Annotated in this window: 12 protein-coding genes; 11 read left to right on the top strand and 1 reads right to left on the bottom strand. The window is 43.5% G+C overall.

Going from position 1 to position 19197, the window contains the following annotated elements; genetic code table 11:
* Positions 1–43 precede the first annotated feature (43 nt).
* The 10 genes from L6773_RS17780 to L6773_RS17735 all read left to right on the top strand — a co-directional run bounded on the left by L6773_RS17780 (position 44) and on the right by L6773_RS17735 (position 14711).
* Complete coding sequence (locus L6773_RS17780; protein WP_237855853.1) at positions 44–1105, top strand: family 43 glycosylhydrolase; 1062 nt, start codon at positions 44–46, stop codon at positions 1103–1105.
* Between the two features lie 36 nt (positions 1106–1141).
* Positions 1142–2416, top strand: coding sequence for a DUF6786 family protein (locus tag L6773_RS17775; protein WP_237855852.1), 1275 nt, complete (start codon positions 1142–1144; stop codon positions 2414–2416).
* Between the two features lie 174 nt (positions 2417–2590).
* On the top strand, positions 2591–2833 hold the full coding sequence (locus L6773_RS17770) for a hypothetical protein (protein ID WP_237855851.1): 243 nt from the start codon (positions 2591–2593) through the stop codon (positions 2831–2833).
* A 15-nt stretch (positions 2834–2848) separates the two neighbouring features.
* Entirely contained in the window at positions 2849–5236 is a 2388-nt protein-coding gene (locus L6773_RS17765; protein ID WP_237855850.1) for a glycosyl hydrolase family 95 catalytic domain-containing protein, read from the top strand.
* Between the two features lies 1 nt (position 5237).
* Entirely contained in the window at positions 5238–6653 is a 1416-nt protein-coding gene (locus tag L6773_RS17760; protein ID WP_237855848.1) for an alpha-L-fucosidase, read from the top strand.
* A 70-nt stretch (positions 6654–6723) separates the two neighbouring features.
* The gene (locus L6773_RS17755; RefSeq protein WP_237855846.1) at positions 6724–8250 is read left to right on the top strand and encodes a sulfatase; all 1527 of its coding nucleotides are present in this window, start codon (positions 6724–6726) and stop codon (positions 8248–8250) included.
* A 9-nt stretch (positions 8251–8259) separates the two neighbouring features.
* Entirely contained in the window at positions 8260–8994 is a 735-nt protein-coding gene (locus tag L6773_RS17750) for a GDSL-type esterase/lipase family protein (protein WP_237855845.1), read from the top strand.
* A 27-nt stretch (positions 8995–9021) separates the two neighbouring features.
* A complete protein-coding gene (locus L6773_RS17745) occupies positions 9022–10458 on the top strand; it encodes an alpha-L-fucosidase (RefSeq protein WP_237855844.1) in 1437 nt (478 codons plus the stop codon).
* A 44-nt stretch (positions 10459–10502) separates the two neighbouring features.
* Positions 10503–11939, top strand: coding sequence for a sulfatase (locus tag L6773_RS17740; RefSeq protein ID WP_237855843.1), 1437 nt, complete (start codon positions 10503–10505; stop codon positions 11937–11939).
* 126 nt (positions 11940–12065) lie between these two features.
* A complete protein-coding gene (locus L6773_RS17735) occupies positions 12066–14711 on the top strand; it encodes a sialate O-acetylesterase (protein WP_237855842.1) in 2646 nt (881 codons plus the stop codon).
* 293 nt (positions 14712–15004) lie between these two features.
* Here L6773_RS17735 and L6773_RS17730 read toward each other — a convergent pair whose 3' ends face one another.
* Positions 15005–16207, bottom strand: coding sequence for an SGNH/GDSL hydrolase family protein (locus tag L6773_RS17730; RefSeq protein WP_237855841.1), 1203 nt, complete (start codon positions 16205–16207; stop codon positions 15005–15007).
* A 756-nt stretch (positions 16208–16963) separates the two neighbouring features.
* On the opposite strand from L6773_RS17730, the gene L6773_RS17725 reads away from it, so the two are divergent.
* Positions 16964–18397, top strand: coding sequence for a YfcC family protein (locus tag L6773_RS17725; RefSeq protein ID WP_237855840.1), 1434 nt, complete (start codon positions 16964–16966; stop codon positions 18395–18397).
* Positions 18398–19197 lie beyond the last annotated feature (800 nt).

The following is a 19197-nucleotide window of genomic DNA, read 5'->3' as shown; positions in this document are numbered from 1 at the left end:
TTTTTTTAGTTCTATTTATATAGTTTTTTGAATGAACATGCTTATGAATAACCGTCAAAAAAATCTCCGTAGTTTGATCAAAATGTTAACAGGCTCCTTACTCTTACTTATCTGTGAAGTGAGCACTGCTAATGCACAAGGTGTAGAAACAGGGTCAGAAAGAGTGAAAGAATATTACGAAAGTATTGAATTCAGCTATCAGAATATAAATGGCATAGGTCATGAAGAGGGAGTAACACGTCGTGATCCCAGCGATGTGATCAAAGTTGGGGATACCTATTTTGTGTATTACACTAAAATACCTGATGCTGAACCAAAATATTGGGGAGCAGGGTATTGGGGAGCAACTGTTTGGTGTGCAAAATCGGAAGATGAGGGATATTCATGGACCGAAGTTGGTGAAATGTTGGATGTTGGCAAAAAGGATAATTGGGATTCACAAGCCGTTTTTACTCCAAATATTTTTTATTCCAATGGTAAATACTATCTATTCTATACAGGAGTAAAACCAACACCAGGAAACGAGGATGGTGAATTTGAGAATAATAGTGTTACTGATATCACGGCGATTGGAGTCTCCGTATCTGATTCACCAACGGGACCTTTTAAAAGAGTTAGTGAGGACCCTATACTAAAAGTAAGTGTAGAACCCGAAAAGTTTGATAGTTATCGGGTGGATGATGCAGCTTTACTTTATAGAAATGGATTATATTGGCTTTATTACAAAGGCAGAAGCCTGGTAGGTGGAGAGGGTGGTCCTGCCCACACTGAAATGGGAGTGTCTTTTTCAAAGAATCCTGAGGGACCTTATACAAAGATAGATCATTCCATTTTAACTCGTAGCCATGAAGTACTGATCTGGCGACAATCTCATGGGGTTGGAGCGTTGGCATCCCTGAGTGAAACTTTAGAATATGCACCGGATGGTATCAATTTTTTAGACAATAGAATGAATGTTAAGGTTGAGAATAAACCGTTGGCACCAGGTTTATTTAGACCAGATATTACTAATCATGATACGTCGAAAGAAGGGTTAACATGGGGGGTCTCAATGATTCACAATGGACATGAGAACTACTTGATTCGTTTTGATATAGAAGATTAATTAGAAGTACTCAGTTCGAGATAATCGTGTGATTATATGTTCAATTTTAGTTTGAGAGATAAGAGTTGTTTCACACTTAATATTGGGTTGATAGTGACTCTCTCCGTTTTAATGCAAAGTTGTGGAAATACAGATGCCAACCTGTACCCCTCTTTTGAAGAGGATTATCAGTTTTTAAAGCAGCATACAGATGTTCTCTTATTAGAAAGAGACCAGGCAGCGATTGCCGTTGTCCCCTCCTATCAAGGGCGGGTGATGACCAGTACATATAACAGGGATTCAGGCCCCGGGCTGGGATGGCTTAATTATGAACTCATTGAACAAGGTGTTCTGTCTAAAGAAGATCGACTGGGAACACTTCAAAATCACATCCACGCATTTGGAGGAGAAGAACGGTTTTGGCTGGGACCAGAGGGGGGACAATTCGGTATTTTTTTTGAACCGGGATCTGAATTTATCTTTGAGGATTGGCACACGCCGGCCGCAATCGATACGAAAGAGTATGAGATCGTCAACAAAAATAACGAGGAAGTCACTTTTACCCATCAGGCTACCTTTACCAACTGGAGCGGCACAAACTTTGAGATCGAAATTAACCGAACCGTTCGGCTCCTGACCGAAGAAGATATAGCAGGATGGTTAGGGATAACGTTGCCCGAAGATGTTAGGATGGTTGCTTACGAAACAGAAAACAGCATAAAAAATACCGGAAACTTCGAATGGAATCGGGAAACTGGGATGTTGTCTATCTGGCTTCTCGGAATGTATCCTCCAACTCCACAAACCACTGTTGTTATTCCAATAGAGGAGGGACCTGAAGATCGTCTGGGACCGAAAGTGAATGATGAATACTTCGGGGAAGTACCTGATGACTATCTGAAAGTGAATGATCATACCATCTTTTTTAAAGGGGATGGGACATATCGAAGTAAAATTGGAATTAATCCCAAGCGATCCCTGAAGATTGCAGGAAGTTATGTTGAAGAAATTGGTGTGTTGAATATCGTCACTTATAATGAGCCTGATGCGAATCCCAGCTATGTGAACTCTATGTGGGAAATGCAGGAAGAGCCATTTTCAGGAGATGTTATCAATGCTTATAACGACGGGCCTCCAGCACCGGGTGAAGATCCCCTTGGTCCTTTTTATGAACTGGAAACCTCGTCACCGGCTGCAAAACTTAGTCCCGGAGAAACAATGCAGCATTCCCAAACCACGATTCATATCAAAGGATCTGATGAGATGATTGACCAAATCTCAAATCGGTTACTGGGTGTTTCTGTGCAAGAGATCAAAGACAAATTCGATTAGGTCATTGTCATCTTTATGATCAAACTTTTAAAGACTTAAAAAGTGTTAGAAACAGTTTTTACAGGTCCTACCTTTACAATTCTGATACGGTTAAAGGTGGCCTCACAGGGTAATTTCGACGATTTACAATGGTGCTGAATCGTATTTGATACGATTTGAAGTTACAGGAAAGTGATGAAGATAAGAGCGATCTGTTTTTTATTAATTGCCATTCGGAAAGGACCGTGGAAGATGGTTTATGGGAATGGTTCGGGTGGCAGGCAGGTACCCCAGGGAAAACCGTTTTCAAAACCCTATCAATTTTTCAATTTAGATGCAGATCCACAGGAAACGACGAATGTGATCGATCAACATGCGGACATTGCACAGGAATTGACCAATTCCTTAGAGCAGATCAGAAATATAGATTCAAAATAAATTCAAAAGAAGTTCATGGACATTACATACTCCCATCAGAAAAACAGGGTACGCCCCTTATTAACTGTACTCTTCATTTTTAGCTACCTTTCACTCTCTATCAGCACCTCCTTTGGGCAAGATTATGAAACTTCTATTGGGGACCTTCAATTTGACCAACTCCCTGAACGCTGGGATGAAGGGTTTCCGCTTGGAAATGGGATGGTGGGTGCATTGGTCTGGAAACAGGATGAACATCTTCGCTTTTCATTGGATCGTGCGGATCTGTGGGACCTTCGAGAAGTACGTGAATTGAGAGAACTCACCTTCGACTGGGTCCATCAGCAGGTGCAGAAAGGTGAGTATGGACCGGTCCAGCAGCTGGGAGATGCTCCGTATGACAATATCGCATATCCGACGAAAATACAGGCTGCCGGGTTGAATTTTAGAACAAACAACTTTGGCACGATAGAGGATGCTCGATTATATCTGAAAACCGGGGAGCTGCAGATTCGCTGGAGTGAAGGAGCTGCACTTCATACATTTATCCACTCGGAAAAACCGATTGGTTGGTTTGAGTTTAAAAATGTGCCGCAAGATTTTAAGCCGATTCTTGAAGTGCCTCCATATGGATCTGACGACTCAAACGAGTCCAGTGGTGATATCCAGCTGCATACCCTGGCTGATTTGGGGTATGACCAGGGAACGGTAGTGGAGACGGACAACAGTCTGGTGTATACGCAGCAGGGGTGGGACGGCATGGAGTATAAAGTATCCGTTCTTTGGAAACGTGAGGATGGCAATCTCCAGGGTGTGTGGAGTATCACATCAGACTATCCCAACCAAGATGTGGATGAAGTTTTAGGAAATACAGGGGTAGAGGAAGATTCTGAACAGTTAGCAGAACAGGCTTTATTAAGGGGATTTGAAACAGACCGACAAATAAGTTTGAAATGGTGGGAAGATTTTTGGGCTCGGTCCCAAATTGTAGTCCCGGATACCCTGTTGCAAAGGCAGTATGAACGGGATATGTATAAGTTTGGAGCAGCTTCCAGGCCTGGATCACCCCCGATCAGTTTGCAGGCCGTTTGGACAGCCGACAATGGTAGTATTCCGCCCTGGAAGGGAGATTTTCATCACAACTTGAATACTCAGCTCAGCTATTGGCCGGGATACCCGGGGAATCATCTGGAACTCACACAAATATTCACAGACTGGTTATGGAATATCCGCCAGGAGAACAAAGACTATACCCGCTGGTATTTTGAAAATGAGGGGTTAAATGTACCGGGTGTTACAACCCTGACAGGCCAGCCTATGGGAGGTTGGATTCAGTACTCCATGTCACCCACCATTGCAGCCTGGCTGGCTCAGCATTTCTACTGGCAGTGGTCCTATAGCCGGGATCGGGAATTTCTGGAAAACAGGGCCTATCCGTACCTGAAAGATGTAGCTGTGCACCTGGAAGAGGTCACGTATATAGAAGATGGAGTGAGAGTTTTGCCACTGAGTTCAAGTCCTGAAATCCATGACAACACCATTGATGCCTGGTTCCAGCAGACAACAAATTACGACCTGGCACTGATGAAGTATGCCTTTAAAATGGCAGCTGAATTGGCCTCTGAACTCGGAAAATCAGACGAACAACAGAGATGGGAAGCTAGGATGAATGAGTTGCCGGACTACAGTATCGATGATGAAACCGGTTTATTGGTTGCTCCCGGTGAGCGTTTGAATTCATCACACCGTCACTTCTCCCATTTAATGGCCATCCATCCGCTTGGCTTGATGGATTCATCCCATGGCGATGAAGAGAAAAAAGTGATCGAAACATCACTGGAGCACCTTGATGAGATTGGGTCGGGCGCCTGGGTGGGATACTCCTTTAGCTGGCAGGCAAATCTCTATGCGCGGGCCGGGAACAGTGATAAGGCACGGGAAGCCCTGCAGATTTTTGCTTCAAATTTCGTGTCTCCGAACAGCTTCCATCTGAATGGAGATCAAAAAGGCGGAGAGTACTCCAATTTTATGTACCGTCCGTTTACACTTGAAGGAAATTTTGCGTTTGCTGCCGGACTTCAGGAGATGCTTCTTCAAAGCCATAACGGTGTGATCGAGATATTCCCGGCTACACCGGATGATTGGGCGGATGTCCATTTCCGGGATCTTCGTGCGCAGGGAGCGTTTATCGTATCCGCAGTGAAGATAGACGGACAAATAAGCGAAGTTCATCTGCTTTCTGAAAAAGGTGGAACCCTGCAGATTGAGAACCCATATGATTCCAATTCCATTAAAGTCATGAAAAAACATGCCCAATACGGGACTTTCAGTGAAGTGAACGATCTGCATTTTTCCGATGGGATTTTGAGTATCAGTATGGCGGAAAACGAGGAAATTAAAATTTTAGAGAACAGCAGTCATTGAAATGGAAAAAAACGGCAAAAAAGATCTTAAAAGAACGATTTCATCCGGTACAATAGCTTCATCAAACATTCGAGTGGACCAGAAACCTGTGGATGAGATACCCACCCCGACAGCCGCACAACTTCAATGGCAGGAAGCGGAGCTGGCAGCGTTGGTTTGCTGGGATCTTCATGCCCACGATGGTGAATTTTATGTGCAGAGTGAAGCCCGAATCACTCCGGTTGAGAATATTAATATTTTTAATCCACAGGAGTACGATACGGACCAATGGATTAAAACACTGAAGGATGCCGGTTTTCGAATTGCCATACTAACGGTGAGCCATGAAACCGGTTTTTTCCATCACCAAAGTGATGCAACCCCCTACAACATGAAGGCTCTGAAGTGGCGGGATGGAAAAGGTGATGTGTTGAGAGATTTTAAAGAATCGTGCGAAAAATATGGAATCCTGCCGGGTGTGTATATCGGAACACGCTGGAATGCCTTTTACGGTGTTTACGATTTTAAAGTAAGCGGCAGCAACGCGTTTGCTGAGAATCGCCAGAATCACTACAACAGGATGGTTGAAAAGGTTGTAGAAGAGATCTTTACCCGTTATGGCGACTGGGCCATGGTTTGGTTTGATGGCGGTGCTCACGGCCCGGAACAAGGCGGGCCGGATGTTCTTTCAATCTGGGAAAAATATCAGCCCGAGGGTCTGTTTTACCACAATTTGCAGCGAGCCGATATCCGCTGGGGAGGCAGTGAAACGGGTACAGTTTCATACCCCTGCTGGGGAACCTTTCCTTTTAAAGTGATCGGAGCCGGTGAATCTTCAAGGGAGGAGATTGCAGCTAACAATTTTGAACTGTTAAAAACGGGGGATCCGAATGGAAGTTACTATATGCCGGCAATGAGTGATGCACCCCTTCGCGGACATGGGGGACACGACTGGTTCTGGGAGCCCGATCGCGAACATATTATCTATCCTGTTGAGGACCTTGTAGATATGTACTACAAATCTGTAGGACGAAATTCGACGTTAATCCTGGGGGTGACTCCCAACCCGTCGGGCGTTCTGCCAACAAAAGATGTGGAGCGTCTGAAATTATGGGGGCGCGAGATCGAGCGTCGTTTTGGGAAGCCGATAACTCAGACCGGAGGTCGGGGTCAGGAGTACCAGCTGGAATTGGACCCCGTCATTAAGGTGAATCACGTGGTTATCCAGGAAGATATCCGGTTTGGTGAACGAGTACGAACCTACACCGTTGAAGGATTGATTGAAGGCCGGTGGCAGACTCTCTGCAGCGGACAGTGTATCGGGCATAAACGAATTGAAAAGTTTGATACCCGGGATTGTTCAGCATTAAAGTTGATTATTGGCGATAGTGTAAAGGAGCCGATCATCACTAATTTTTCTGCTTTCTATGTGTCGTAATCAGTTAATAATGTATGCCACGCCCCTAAACCATGAACACGATAATTATATAGACTGACCATTGAAAATTATGAGAAGAGCTCAACTCATCACAGTACTCATTCTGATTTTTATAAGCTTCCAAATCGGATGCACAAACCCTCAAACGGAAGAGAAGAAGCCCAATATCTTATTCTTTTTTGTCGATGATATGGGGTGGCAGGACACTTCGGTTCCCTTTCATGAAGATACGACTGAACTGAACCGGCGATATCACACACCCAATATGGAAACTCTTGCTGATCAAGGGGTGAAATTCACGCAGGCTTATGCTGCGGCGGTTTGTTCCCCCTCCCGAATCAGTTTGATGACAGGCATGAGCATGGCCCGGCATGGTGTTACAAACTGGACATTATACGAGGGGGAGTCACCGGATGATTTATACGGTCCGGAAGACTCAGCGATTATCCCACCGGAGTGGAATGTAAACGGTTTGGCTCCGGAAGAGGGAGTGCCAAATACCATAGTGGCTGAAACATTGCCAATGCTGTTGAAAGAAGCCGGATACACAACCATTCATGTAGGGAAAGGTCATTTTGGAGCGATCGATACACCCGGGGCCGATCCGCTAAACCTTGGGTTTGATGTCAACATCGCAGGACGGGCTTCCGGCGCTCCGGGGAGTTACCACGGTGAAAACAATTTTAGTGCGGAATCCAGGGGAGGAAGTACGGTTTGGGATGTGCCCGGTTTAGAAAAATATCATGGCCAGGAAATAAATCTTACCGAGGCGCTGACGCGGGAAGCCAATGCCGTAATTGATTCCGTTGTAGCAACCGGTTCACCCTTTTACCTCTATATGTCCCATTATGCGATTCACTCTCCATTCGAAAGAGATCGTCGGTTTTATCAAAAGTATGCGGACCGGGGCTTTTCAGAATTTGAAGCGACCTACGCATCCATGATCGAAGGGATGGACAAATCGCTGGGAGACCTGATGGCCAAACTTGAAGAGCTGGGTGTAGAGGAGAATACAGTTGTTGTATTTATGTCGGATAATGGAGCTCCAAAACAAGCACCTTTGAACAGACCGCTGAGAGGACACAAGCTGATGGTCTATGAAGGCGGTGTCAGAGTTCCGATGATTGCAAAATGGCCGGGTATCACAGAAGCAGGAAGAGAAGAGGATCAGTATCTCATCATCGAGGATATCTTCCCGACTTTTCTGGAAATTGCCGGGATCACTGAAGATAGTTTTCCGGATCATACAGTCGATGGAAAAAGTTTTGTACCTCTTTTGAGAAATGAAGCAGGCGCAGATTGGCAAGAACGTCCCATATTCTGGCATTATCCGCATATATATGATCAACCTCCCTACAGTTCCATCCGGAAAGGGGATTGGAAACTGGTCTACTTTCATGAAGATCAGTCTCTTGAACTCTACAACCTGGAGGAAGATCTCTCCGAATCCAATGATCTATCGGATCAGCGTCCTGAAAAGGTTGAGGAGCTTGCGGGAATTTTAACAGAGCATTTGAGAAATACCGATGCGGATATGCCCACCTTGAAATCCACTGGTGAACAGGTGCCCTATCCGGCTGAACTTGTGAATGATTAACGGATACTGATGATGATTAAAAAAATGCTTTTGTTAGGCTTATTGGTGGTTATCTTCGCACCCGAAGCAGTTCCAGCTCAGAATCAGATATCATCGGAGAAGGATTCTCTAAAGATCGCCTGTATTGGCGATAGTATTACGTTTGGAGCCCGTGTTGAAGATCCTTCTGAAGATTCTTATCCGGCTGAGCTTGAAAAAATCTTCGGGAATGAACCGGTAAATGTCCGAAATTTTGGAATTGGGGGTGCAACGATGTTAAAATCCGGGACACCAAATGTTTGGCAGGTCTTAGAGGATGTTCAATCCTATCAACCGGAAATTGTGATCATTAAAGTGGGAACGAATGATACGGTCGGTCCGCCGCGTCATAACTGGGAAAACATTGATGATTTTGAGAGTGATTACAGATCCTATATAACTGAGTTAAAAGCACTTCCAACCTCTCCGGAAATTTTTCTGGTCAGTCCCTCAGATATGAATCTTGAGACGCCGGGCCTATCAGAGGATCGAAAAAATAACCTGGAGTCCCGGAGGCCACGTTTATGGGAACTGAAAGATCGTACTGAACAGATCGCGGAGGATGAAGGGGTCCACTTTTTGGATATGACTACCGCGTTTGAAAATAAACCGGCGCTTTTTACAGTGGAGGATGGTGTACATCCGAATGCTGAGGGATATGAAGCACTTGCACGCGAAATTTATAACGGAATTAAAGAGGCTGCTGAACAAAGGCTGAACGATTAATCTCAAAAACTAAAAAATTGCAATTGTATGGATAACATGGATCGAAGACATTTTTTGAAAAACTTGTCCCTGGGAACACTGGCTGTTACATCCGGAGTCCCTTTTTTATCGGCCGCCTCCAATTCAAAACGGAGAAGCTATTCGCCTTCCAATTCTATTCCTATACCCACACAACCACAAATTAAGTGGCAGGAGGCAGAACGAGTGGCTGTTTTTCATTATGATCTGCATGTGTTTGATGGTAAACAGTATGTACAGAGCAGGAATCGTATCACACCAATTGAAGATTATAATATCTTTAACCCGGAACAGCTGGATACCGATCAGTGGATCAAATCGATTAAAGATGCCGGTTTTAAGATTGCAATCCTGACGGCAACACATGAGACCGGGTTTGCCCTGTATCAAAGTGATGTTAATCCGTACTGCCTGAAAGCGGTGAAGTGGCGGGATGGGAAAGGAGACCTGGTCCGGGATTTTGTGGATTCATGCCGAAAGTATGATATCGAACCGGGAATTTATGTGGGTATTCGATGGAACTCCTTTTATGGTGTTCACGATTTTTTGGTGAACGGGGATGGAGAGTTTGCAGAAAACCGCCAGGAGCACTATAACCGGATGTGTGAGGGAATAGTTGAAGAGCTCACTTCCCGATATGGAGAATTAGCCATCATCTGGTTTGATGGGGGAGCTTACGGTCCCGAAAGAGGAGGACCGGATGTACTATCGATCTTTGAGAGAAATCAGCCCAATGGTATTTTTTATCACAATGACCAGCGGGCGGATATCCGCTGGGGCGGAAGTGAAACAGGAACTGTTCCGTATCCCTGCTGGGGGACGTTTCCCTATCCTTATTCCCATACCAATAAGACGGGTCCCGATCATTTTGAACTCTTGAAATATGGAGATCCGGACGGAGATTATTATATGCCCGCCATGAGTGACGCACCTCTGCGCGGCCATAGTGGAGGACACGATTGGTTCTGGGAACCTGATCGCGAACATACAATCTACCCGCTGGAAAATCTGGTAGATATGCACTACAAATCTGTGGGACGAAACTCTACGTTAATCGTGGGCTTGACGCCGGATCCCTCGGGACTCTTACCGGAGGCAGACGCGGAGCGGTTAAAGGAGTGGGGAGAAGAGATCGAACGAAGGTTTGAAGCACCCGTTGCGCAATCTGAAGGAAGGGGCAGTGAGTATGTTATAAATTTCGATTCTGAAAAAGAGTTGAACCATGTTGTACTCCAGGAGGATATCAAGCATGGTGAGCGCGTCCGAACCTATACGGTAGAAGGATACAAAGATAGAGAATGGCAGGAGATCTGCAGCGGTCAATGCATCGGGCACAAGCGAATCCAGGAATTTGAAACCGATCAATACACCGGTGTTAAACTGATCATTGATGAATCACTGGCGGAACCCAGAATTCGAAACTTCTCAGTTTTTCATGTGACTTGATGAACAGCAGTTTGAGTCTTCATGCAATCCATCTATTTTGAATCATGCGAAATAAACGATTCATCCTAATTCTGGCAGTCTGTTTATCACTGGTATTTATTGCGGCTCATTCAAATAAACTGTCGGAGAACAGACCTAATTTCATCATCATTAATATTGATGATTTAGGCTGGACAGATCTGTCATTTATGGGAAGTCAATATTATGAGACGCCCCATATTGATGAGCTGGCCACTGAAGGGATGGTATTCAGTCGGGCATATGCAGCTGCTTCAAATTGTGCACCTTCCCGGGCGGCGTTGTTTAGTGGGCAATATGCTCCCCGCACAGGTATTTATACCGTTGCTAATTCCGACCGGGGCAGTGCCGAAGAGAGAAAACTGATTCCGATTGAAAACAGGTTGTATTTAGATGAGGAAAATTTGACATTTGCGGAACTTCTTCAAAACCATGGATACAGGACGGCACATGTCGGTAAATGGCATATTACCAAAGATCCGATGGAGAATGGGTTCGATGTGAATATCGGGGGCTTTGAAGCGGGTAATCCTGCAGCTCAGGGGATGGGTGGCTATTTTTCACCCTATCACAATCCGAATTTGGAGGAGGGTCCGGAGGGTGAGTATCTGACAGACCGGTTAACGGATGAAGCGATCGTTTTTTTGGAAACCGCAGAGGGTCAGCCCTTTTTCCTCAACTATGCACCCTATACCGTACACACACCCATTCAGCCCAAGCCGGAATTGGAAGAAAAATATACGTCCAAGCCTGGCTCGGATCGTCATGACAATCCCGGTTATGCAGCAATGATCGAATCGATGGATACCAATATTGGCCGGTTGATCTCTTTTTTGAAAACATCAGGTTTGTACGAAAACACGCTGCTTATCTTTACATCCGATAATGGAGGGTTGCATGAAATCAGCCGCCAATGGCCGCTTCGAGCGGGAAAGGGATCCTACTTTGAAGGAGGTATCCGTGTACCCATGATTGCCGTATGGCCCGGAGTCATTGATCCCGGTACCGCTTCACAGCAACCCGTTTCACAGATCGATCTTTACCCCACTCTTTTAGAAGCAGCAGGAATATCAAACCCTGAGGAGAAACCGTTAGACGGGTTGAGTCTCATTCCTGTTTTTAAGGGAGACTCACTGCCGGACCGATCCCTCTTTTGGCATTTTCCGATCTATCTCCAGGCCTATTCAGACCATAATCCGGATACTCATGACAGGTATTTTCGAACAAGGCCGGGATCTGTGATTTTAAAGTATCCCTGGAAATTGCATGAGTATTTTGAAGATGGAAGACTGGAGCTCTATAACCTCGAACTAGATATCCGGGAAGAGACGAACCTTATTGAGCAGTTTCCCTCAAGAGCCAACGAGTTACATGAACAACTCAAAAGCTGGCGGGATGAACTGGGAGCTCCTGTTCCCGGAAGCTTAAATCCTGAGTACAAAAATATGAGTGATGAGAATTAGAACATGAAAATAGATGATCGGCAAGGATGCATAAGAGAGCTCAAAATAGCATCGGAGTCTTGGAGTGTAACGCATTGATTCAATATGAGATCTAAAAAACGGGTAAAAAAACAGCTTATGAGGTATTTGAAGAATCTCACTTTTTTAATCAGTTCCCTTCTGCTGTTCATTATTATCCTTCCATCACATTTAAATGCGCAAGAAAAGCTGGATCTGTTCATCCTGGCGGGTCAGTCAAATGCCCAGGGATGGATGGGCGATGCTGCGAATTATCCGGAAGACAGTTTAGGTCTGGATGAATCCATTCGCTTAAACTGGACCTTTGTGGATAACCAGAGTTCAAAGCGAAGATGGGTGCCGATGCAACCGCAAGAAGGCAGGTTTCAGGAAGGGCATTTTGGTCCGGAGGTCAGTTTTGCAAGGGAGCTTAAAAAAGCAGGTTTTAATCCGGCAATTTTCAAATACACCAAGGGTGCAACCGGGTTGGCCCGCGATTGGAAAGCTCCGGGAGAGGGTGGAATTTATGATCGTATGGTGATTGATTTAAAGGCCAGCATAGATCAACTGGAAGAGCAGGGATACGAGGTACATGTGCGTGGGCTGATCTGGATTCAGGGGGAATCGGATGCCGGAGATGGACAAACCTCAAAAAAATATTATCAAAACCTAAAGCGGCTGATTGAGCATCTGCGTAATGAGGTACTTCATGAACCTGACCTGAATATTCTGGTCGGTGTAGATGAACAACACCCGTTTGTAGAGGACCGGCCAGTGGTTGTAGAAGCCCAAAAAAGATTAGCTGAAGAGGATGAATATATCAGTTTTACAAGCATGCGGGGTATTCAGAAAGCGGATAATACTCATTTAACTCCTCAAGGATTGACTGAACATGGAAGACGTCTTGCATACGCTTTTATGAACCTGGTAAATGTTCACGGGGAGGGTGTGGGAGATACGGGTAAATTGAAGGTGATCACATACAATATTTGGAATGGTTTTGATTGGGGGAAGGATGAAGAACGACGACAAAAAGTTCAAGAATGGATGAGAAGTCAGAAGCCCTCCATCACGGCCCTTCAGGAACTGAATAACTATACGCCTGCTAAATTAAAAGAGGATGCCAAGTCGTGGGGACACCCCTACTCCGTTTTGCTGAAAACTACCGGGTATTCAGTGGGCCTGACATCTGCATATCCCATTCAGGTCAAAGAAAAAATAAGAGAGGGGATGCATCACGGTGCATTGCATGCAAAAACAGCAGGAATCGATCTCCTGGTCGTCCATCTTCATCCCGGCAGCATAAAAAGAAGGATGGAGGAGGCTGACATTTTATTGAATAAGCTGGAGGAGATCGAGATGGAGAATCCACTCTATATGGTTTTAGGAGACTTCAATGCTCATTCCCCGTTCGACGCGCATTTATATGATCCTGACGGATACCTGCTGAACCGTCGGCGTTCAAATAATGCAGGGAAGGGAATGGATGGAAATATCTATTTGAACGACCTGGACTACTCGGTAATGGCATCCTTTTTGGGGTTTCCGCTTTATGATGGTACCCAAAAATACACAACAGGGTTGAGTGAGCGAGGGACGTTTCCGGGCAGAGTTCTGGGACCTGTAAATAGCGAATCCACTGAACAGTTGATATCCCGTTTGGAACGCATTGACTATATCTTGGTGTCACCCGAATTATTGAAACGATCTACGGACGCGCAGGTTCATAATGGAGAGGAGAATTGGTTTCTGTCGGATCACTACCCGGTGGAGGTTACATTCAGGACAGATCAAGAAAACCTGGATGTCGGTTCGATGATTCAACCCATTTCTGAGGAGAATATGCTGAGAGATCCAGATTATTTTAACTGGGGCAGTTCAATCATTAAAGGGGATGATGGGAACTATCACCTCTTCTACTCCAGGTGGAAACGGGAGTTAGGATTTACCGGCTGGCTCACTCATTCAGAGATCGCCCATGCCATATCAGATCGGCCGGAAGGTCCTTATCAATATCTAAATACGGTTTTGCAAGGTCGTGGTGGGGACCAATGGGATGCCATCACAGCACACAACCCGAAGATTAAATATTTCGAGGGTACCTATTATCTCTATTACATCGGAACACATTCTGATGATGTTCCTTTGGATGGTGAAAAGTTGAGGGAAGTGGCTAAAACAGGATATAACCATCCAATGTGGAGTGTATTGCGAAATAATCAACGGACCGGTGTGGCACTTTCTAAATCTTTAAATGGACCATGGCAAAGACGTGAGAACCCAATCGTTGAACCGGCGGGTCCCATCACAACGCTGACCGTAAATCCAGCAGTTACACAAGGCCCAAACGGCTCCTACTATATGATAGTAAAAGGTGATAAACCCAATGAAGATCGGTTTATTCGCAACCAGGCCTTGGCACTTTCAGAAACTCCGACAGGTCCTTTTATTGTGCAGAAAAAACCGGTCATCGATACTATCGATACCGAAGATTCCTCCATTTGGTACGATGAGAGCAGAAATCAATTCTTTGCTGTATTTCACGCTCATAATTTTATTGGGTTGATTACTTCTGCTGATGGGGTAAACTGGCGAAAAGCAGTCAATTACGAAGTAACAACGAAAAGACTGAATCTTGCCAATGGGGATGTCTTAAAACCCGATCGAATGGAACGGCCGTTTGTCTATTTGGAGGATGGTCAGCCCCGGGTACTCTCTTTTGCTATCAAAGAGGGTGATGACAGCTACTCCATTTTTGTACCTCTGAATCATTAAATATTTTGTCTCTTCAGAAAAGTGATGTGCAAAATAAATGGAAGAAACAACCAAATGGGTTGTAGAGATCTAATAAAAATGTATGAATCTTAAATGTATGAATTCATGCAGAAACCTTCTGAATAATGGACTCATGAAGTGCATATATCACCATCAATGAAAGACTCTCCGGCAGTTTGAATCCAATTGATTCGATTACTGCCGGGCTCTTTCATTATAAGATTATTTGAATGGTGTCAGCCAGTGTGAAGGAACTATTTTTTGAATGTGCATTTCAACGTGATAAAAAAGGGTTATTCAGCGTTATAATAGAAGTATCGAATGATCGCTTGCCTTCCTTCACTTTCTAAATTCTTCTCTTCCAGTAGTCGAATTTCAAGGGAGTGTTTCCCACTCTCAAGCCCGCTCGCCAGTGTAAAAAACCAGGGGAGGTAGAGCTGTTGACTCCACTGCGTAAATAGATCCTGCTTTTTCCAGGGTGACCCATCAATCCGGTATTCAATAATTCCTGCATTCGGTCCACTTGCAACTGCGATCCCTGCGGTGTTTCCTTCAAACTGAAATCGAATCGGTTCACCCGGGTAGACGCCAACCAGCATGGGCACATCTACATAGTTAGATCGAGTCCCGATCTCATCAGATGGCTGCCAATCTTCAACCAACTCCCATCCAATCCCGGATGCGTAATCATCACCGGGCTCGATTAAGGTTCCATTGGCATAGGAATAGGGGTCGAGCGGACCTGGAATCTGAGTTGTTTTAAGTTTCTCATCTTTTTGGGCAACTTCGCAGGCACCTTCCAGAAACTTTTTCATGGATCGGTAATAGATATCCTGTCCAAAGGGTGAAGGGTGGAGATCTTTGAAATCATTCTCCCAGTCAAATTCACCGGCATCGATGCGTTCGGTAACCTCTTTAGCCAGGTTAATGGTGGAAATATTATAATGACGGGCAACCTCCTCATGCAGACGAATCACCTCGGGGACGTTTCCATTTCGATAATCCTTCATTTTAACGGGATCTACAAAATGCATAATCACGATGCTTGTAGCAGGATCCTCCCGTAGTGAATGCCTTACAATACCCTCTATCCCCCTCGTAATTTCAGTCGGAGTCCGGCCGTTAGTAAAATCGTTGACGGCCGCCTCCAAAAAAAGCAGATCTACCGGGCCGTTCTTCAATACATCCCGTTCAAAACGAAAAGCCCCGGGTGTAGAACCCATGGAAGGAATTCCTGCGTTGATAAAATCGAAGTCTGTTTCAGGATAAGTGTGCGTAAAATAAGTGTAGAGTGAATCTCGCCATCCGGGATTATAGGTGATGGATCCGCCCAAAAATGCGATCCTGGCCTCTCCTTCTTGAAATTTTTGACAGCTATTATTCAAAGAACCCCTGTGAGTGTGATAATATTTTTCATCTAATCCCTGTCCATATGCATTGAATACCGCCATTAACACTATAAATAGAAATAGAGATATAGTTTTGAATTTCATCATCTATGAGTTTGCAAGTGATTAGAGTAAAAACGAATAAACCTTAGTTGGTGTGTCCGTTTGCCAGCCATTTGTTCTGAATGGTGATGATGCCAGTGCATCAGTTTTCAGAATTATTGTTCAAAAACTTCTGCCAAGGTAAGTTAAACGGCTTTCGAGTTAAACCCTTTTCGGGAAAAAAATCGACAAGAAATGGATCAATCCATAATTAAAAAAATTTAGTCATAGTACAATCATTCTACACAAGATTTATTTAAATAGATCATATTTAATCAAATACGATAATCAATTTGAATCATTGGTGATTTTTTGAATTTGAACGATTCCTATGAAACTGCAGTGAACTGAAGTCTCTGCTAAGTCTTCTATTCTTCATTCGAAAAGAAAGTTATAAATAAAGAATGGATGCAATGACAGTGTGCCTTACCAGTGAAATAATTAGAAGAGATCACTGATATAGAAGTGGTATTGAAATCCTTCTCTATGCTCATCTAGAATTAAGCGTATTCAACAATGGGTAAAATTCTAAATTTCCCGGCATATTTCTCGAAAATGTTCAAACATTTGTCTAAAAAATACAAGAGTATCCTCCCAAATTATAGTAAAATGGTAAGCACTACTGGCTGAGGTTTCAGAATACAAAAGTCTAAATGGATTTTAGACGATAACTCAGGTGACGTACTGCTTCAAGCAGAAGACTTTACAAGCTTCATCCATCGCCCATAGAGTCAACGACAATAAAGAATAATCTCTCCGTCTATGAATAATTTCAAAATTCCTCACGTTTTCATATTTCTTTTTTGGATTATCATATTCTGTTCAATACTAACATACATAATACCTAGTGGAAATTTTGAACGAACCACAAGAAGTTATGATGGGATGACTCAGAGTGTAGTCGTACCGAATAGCTATAAAGAGGTACCCAAGAACTATTCTTTAAAAGCGACTTTATTAGGTGAAACTGTAGAAGGAAAGTCAACTCCGGTCTCATTATTGGGTCTGTTTAGTGCAATTCCAAAAGGTCTGGGACAATCGGCTGTACTGGTATTTTTCGTTTTTATTGTAGGAGCTGTTTTTAATTTATTACAACAAACAGGAACTATTAATGCATTTCTTTTTGCACTGATTTCCAGGTTCCAGGAAAAACCAAAATTACTTCTTTTTCTAATCTATATGACTGTTTTCTCAGGTTCTTCCTTTATGGGAATAGCTTCTGAAACGATAGCTTTAATACCTGTATTTTTGTTTTTGTCTAAAAGTTTAGGCTACGACAGGATATTTGGTGTAGGACTACTGTGCGTTCCGCAATATTTAGGCTGGAGTACAGGAGTCACTAATCCATTCACAGTGCAGATCGCTCAAGTTATTGCAGAATTGCCTATTGGTTCAGGTATCGTTTTTCGGCTATTTCTATATGTAGTGTATGCTGCAATCGGTTTCTTTTTCATTATGCGATATGGTGATAGAGTAAAGAAAAATCTATCTCTTAGCTTGATGAAAGGTGACCATTTTAAACTGGATGAGTTTGGAGTGTTTAAGCACATAGAGATTGAAAGAAAACACATCATCATTCTTCTATTTTTTGTGGTGTCTTATGCATCTATAATTGTTGCAGTTCAAACAATTGGATGGGGTTTAATTGAGATGAGTGCGTGTTTTATTGCAATCATAATTGTCGTTACCAAGATCTCCGGTATGACCGGTGATGAATCAATGGCAGCATTTTCGAAAGGCTTGGAAATTATGATTGTGCCCGCCTTAGTAGTCGGTGTAGCACGTGGCATTTCCGTGGTGCTTCAAGAAGGAATGATTATTGATACTCTATTACATTCTGCAAGTAGTTTTCTGGTGAGTATGCCTAAAATAGCCGCTGCCGAAGGCATGCTTTTTTTCCAAACGGGACTCAATTTTTTCATTCCATCAGCTTCAGGTCAGGCGTTAGTTTCTATGCCATTGATGACACCCATGTCAGATCTCTTGGGGCTATCACGTCAGACTGCAGTTCTTGCATATATCTTAGGGGATGGGATCTCGAATATCATTATACCAACGAATGGAGTTTTAATGGCTACATTAGGCTTAGCCAAAGTTCCTTTTGAAAAGTGGTTCAGTTATATTTTACCATTATTTATCGTAAGCATGATTATGGCTGTTGTATTTATAGCCTTGGCTGTCGTTATTGGTTATTAAGTATAAAAGCATATCTGGTTGATTTTTTTATTAATTACTTTTTTTAGAGTAACAGCATCTCCTGCACGATAGATTACAGTCCAGTCAAGGGCTCTTTTCAAATTTGACAGCCAAAAATTCACTGAAATACACCCATTTTTAAAAGGTGCGAACTATTGGTTAACAGAGAAATCTGTTAAAGCAAAAAAGAGTAGGAGGGAGCAGGCTATTCTCTATAGAAAACTGTTGAAATCTGGGAAGCTGAAAAATAGGGCAGAGCTTGCCAATAAGTTAGGAGTGAGCCTGACTTGGGTTACGAAGGCGGTCTCTTAATAGTACGGCGCAATCGTTGTGTATCTCTCTGAATATAGTAGAACAATTTGGGTTAAGATCTTTTCTAGCGAATGTTTTTGGGATCATGAAGTAAAGTTGTAATTAGATGATGTAGTAGTTCATGTCTTTTTGAAGAAATATTTCTTTGTTTCACTTGATCATTTCTATCAAGTAACTCCTCAAATTTCAGTTCTTAATCAGCTGCTTGCATTTCTTAATTTGAGGGTCACGTCTTGATGCAGTTAGGGCATCAAACGGAGGAACCCTAAACAGACAGTTGGCAGGTCTTAGATACAAAAGTTTATCGGTTGAATATCAAGAAATTATTCAAGAACCATAACCTGAATGCTCCTAAATTGAGTAGGATGGCTTTCTGCTTGCAGTGATATGTAACCCTGGTCAATCAGTAGATTATCAGGATCAATATTTTCAACCTCCATTAAATGTTGTGCATCAGCATCCTCAGTGTCAAGCTGGGGATTGGTGTA

Origin of the sequence: Rhodohalobacter sulfatireducens, from assembly GCF_022012475.1 — a bacterium.
GTDB classification, from domain to species: Bacteria; Bacteroidota; Rhodothermia; order Balneolales; family Balneolaceae; genus Rhodohalobacter; species Rhodohalobacter sulfatireducens.
Note: the sequence above shows the minus strand (reverse complement) of the source record. Positions and strands in the feature narration are given on the sequence as shown.

Coding starts and splice junctions, on each gene's coding strand:
- L6773_RS17780 (WP_237855853.1), top strand. CDS start 44: ATGAATAACCGTCAAAAAAATCTCCGTAGTTTGATCAAAATGTTAACA.
- L6773_RS17775 (WP_237855852.1), top strand. CDS start 1,142: ATGTTCAATTTTAGTTTGAGAGATAAGAGTTGTTTCACACTTAATATT.
- L6773_RS17770 (WP_237855851.1), top strand. CDS start 2,591: ATGAAGATAAGAGCGATCTGTTTTTTATTAATTGCCATTCGGAAAGGA.
- L6773_RS17765 (WP_237855850.1), top strand. CDS start 2,849: ATGGACATTACATACTCCCATCAGAAAAACAGGGTACGCCCCTTATTA.
- L6773_RS17760 (WP_237855848.1), top strand. CDS start 5,238: ATGGAAAAAAACGGCAAAAAAGATCTTAAAAGAACGATTTCATCCGGT.
- L6773_RS17755 (WP_237855846.1), top strand. CDS start 6,724: ATGAGAAGAGCTCAACTCATCACAGTACTCATTCTGATTTTTATAAGC.
- L6773_RS17750 (WP_237855845.1), top strand. CDS start 8,260: ATGATGATTAAAAAAATGCTTTTGTTAGGCTTATTGGTGGTTATCTTC.
- L6773_RS17745 (WP_237855844.1), top strand. CDS start 9,022: ATGGATAACATGGATCGAAGACATTTTTTGAAAAACTTGTCCCTGGGA.
- L6773_RS17740 (WP_237855843.1), top strand. CDS start 10,503: ATGCGAAATAAACGATTCATCCTAATTCTGGCAGTCTGTTTATCACTG.
- L6773_RS17730 (WP_237855841.1), bottom strand. CDS start 16,207: ATGATGAAATTCAAAACTATATCTCTATTTCTATTTATAGTGTTAATG.
- L6773_RS17725 (WP_237855840.1), top strand. CDS start 16,964: ATGAATAATTTCAAAATTCCTCACGTTTTCATATTTCTTTTTTGGATT.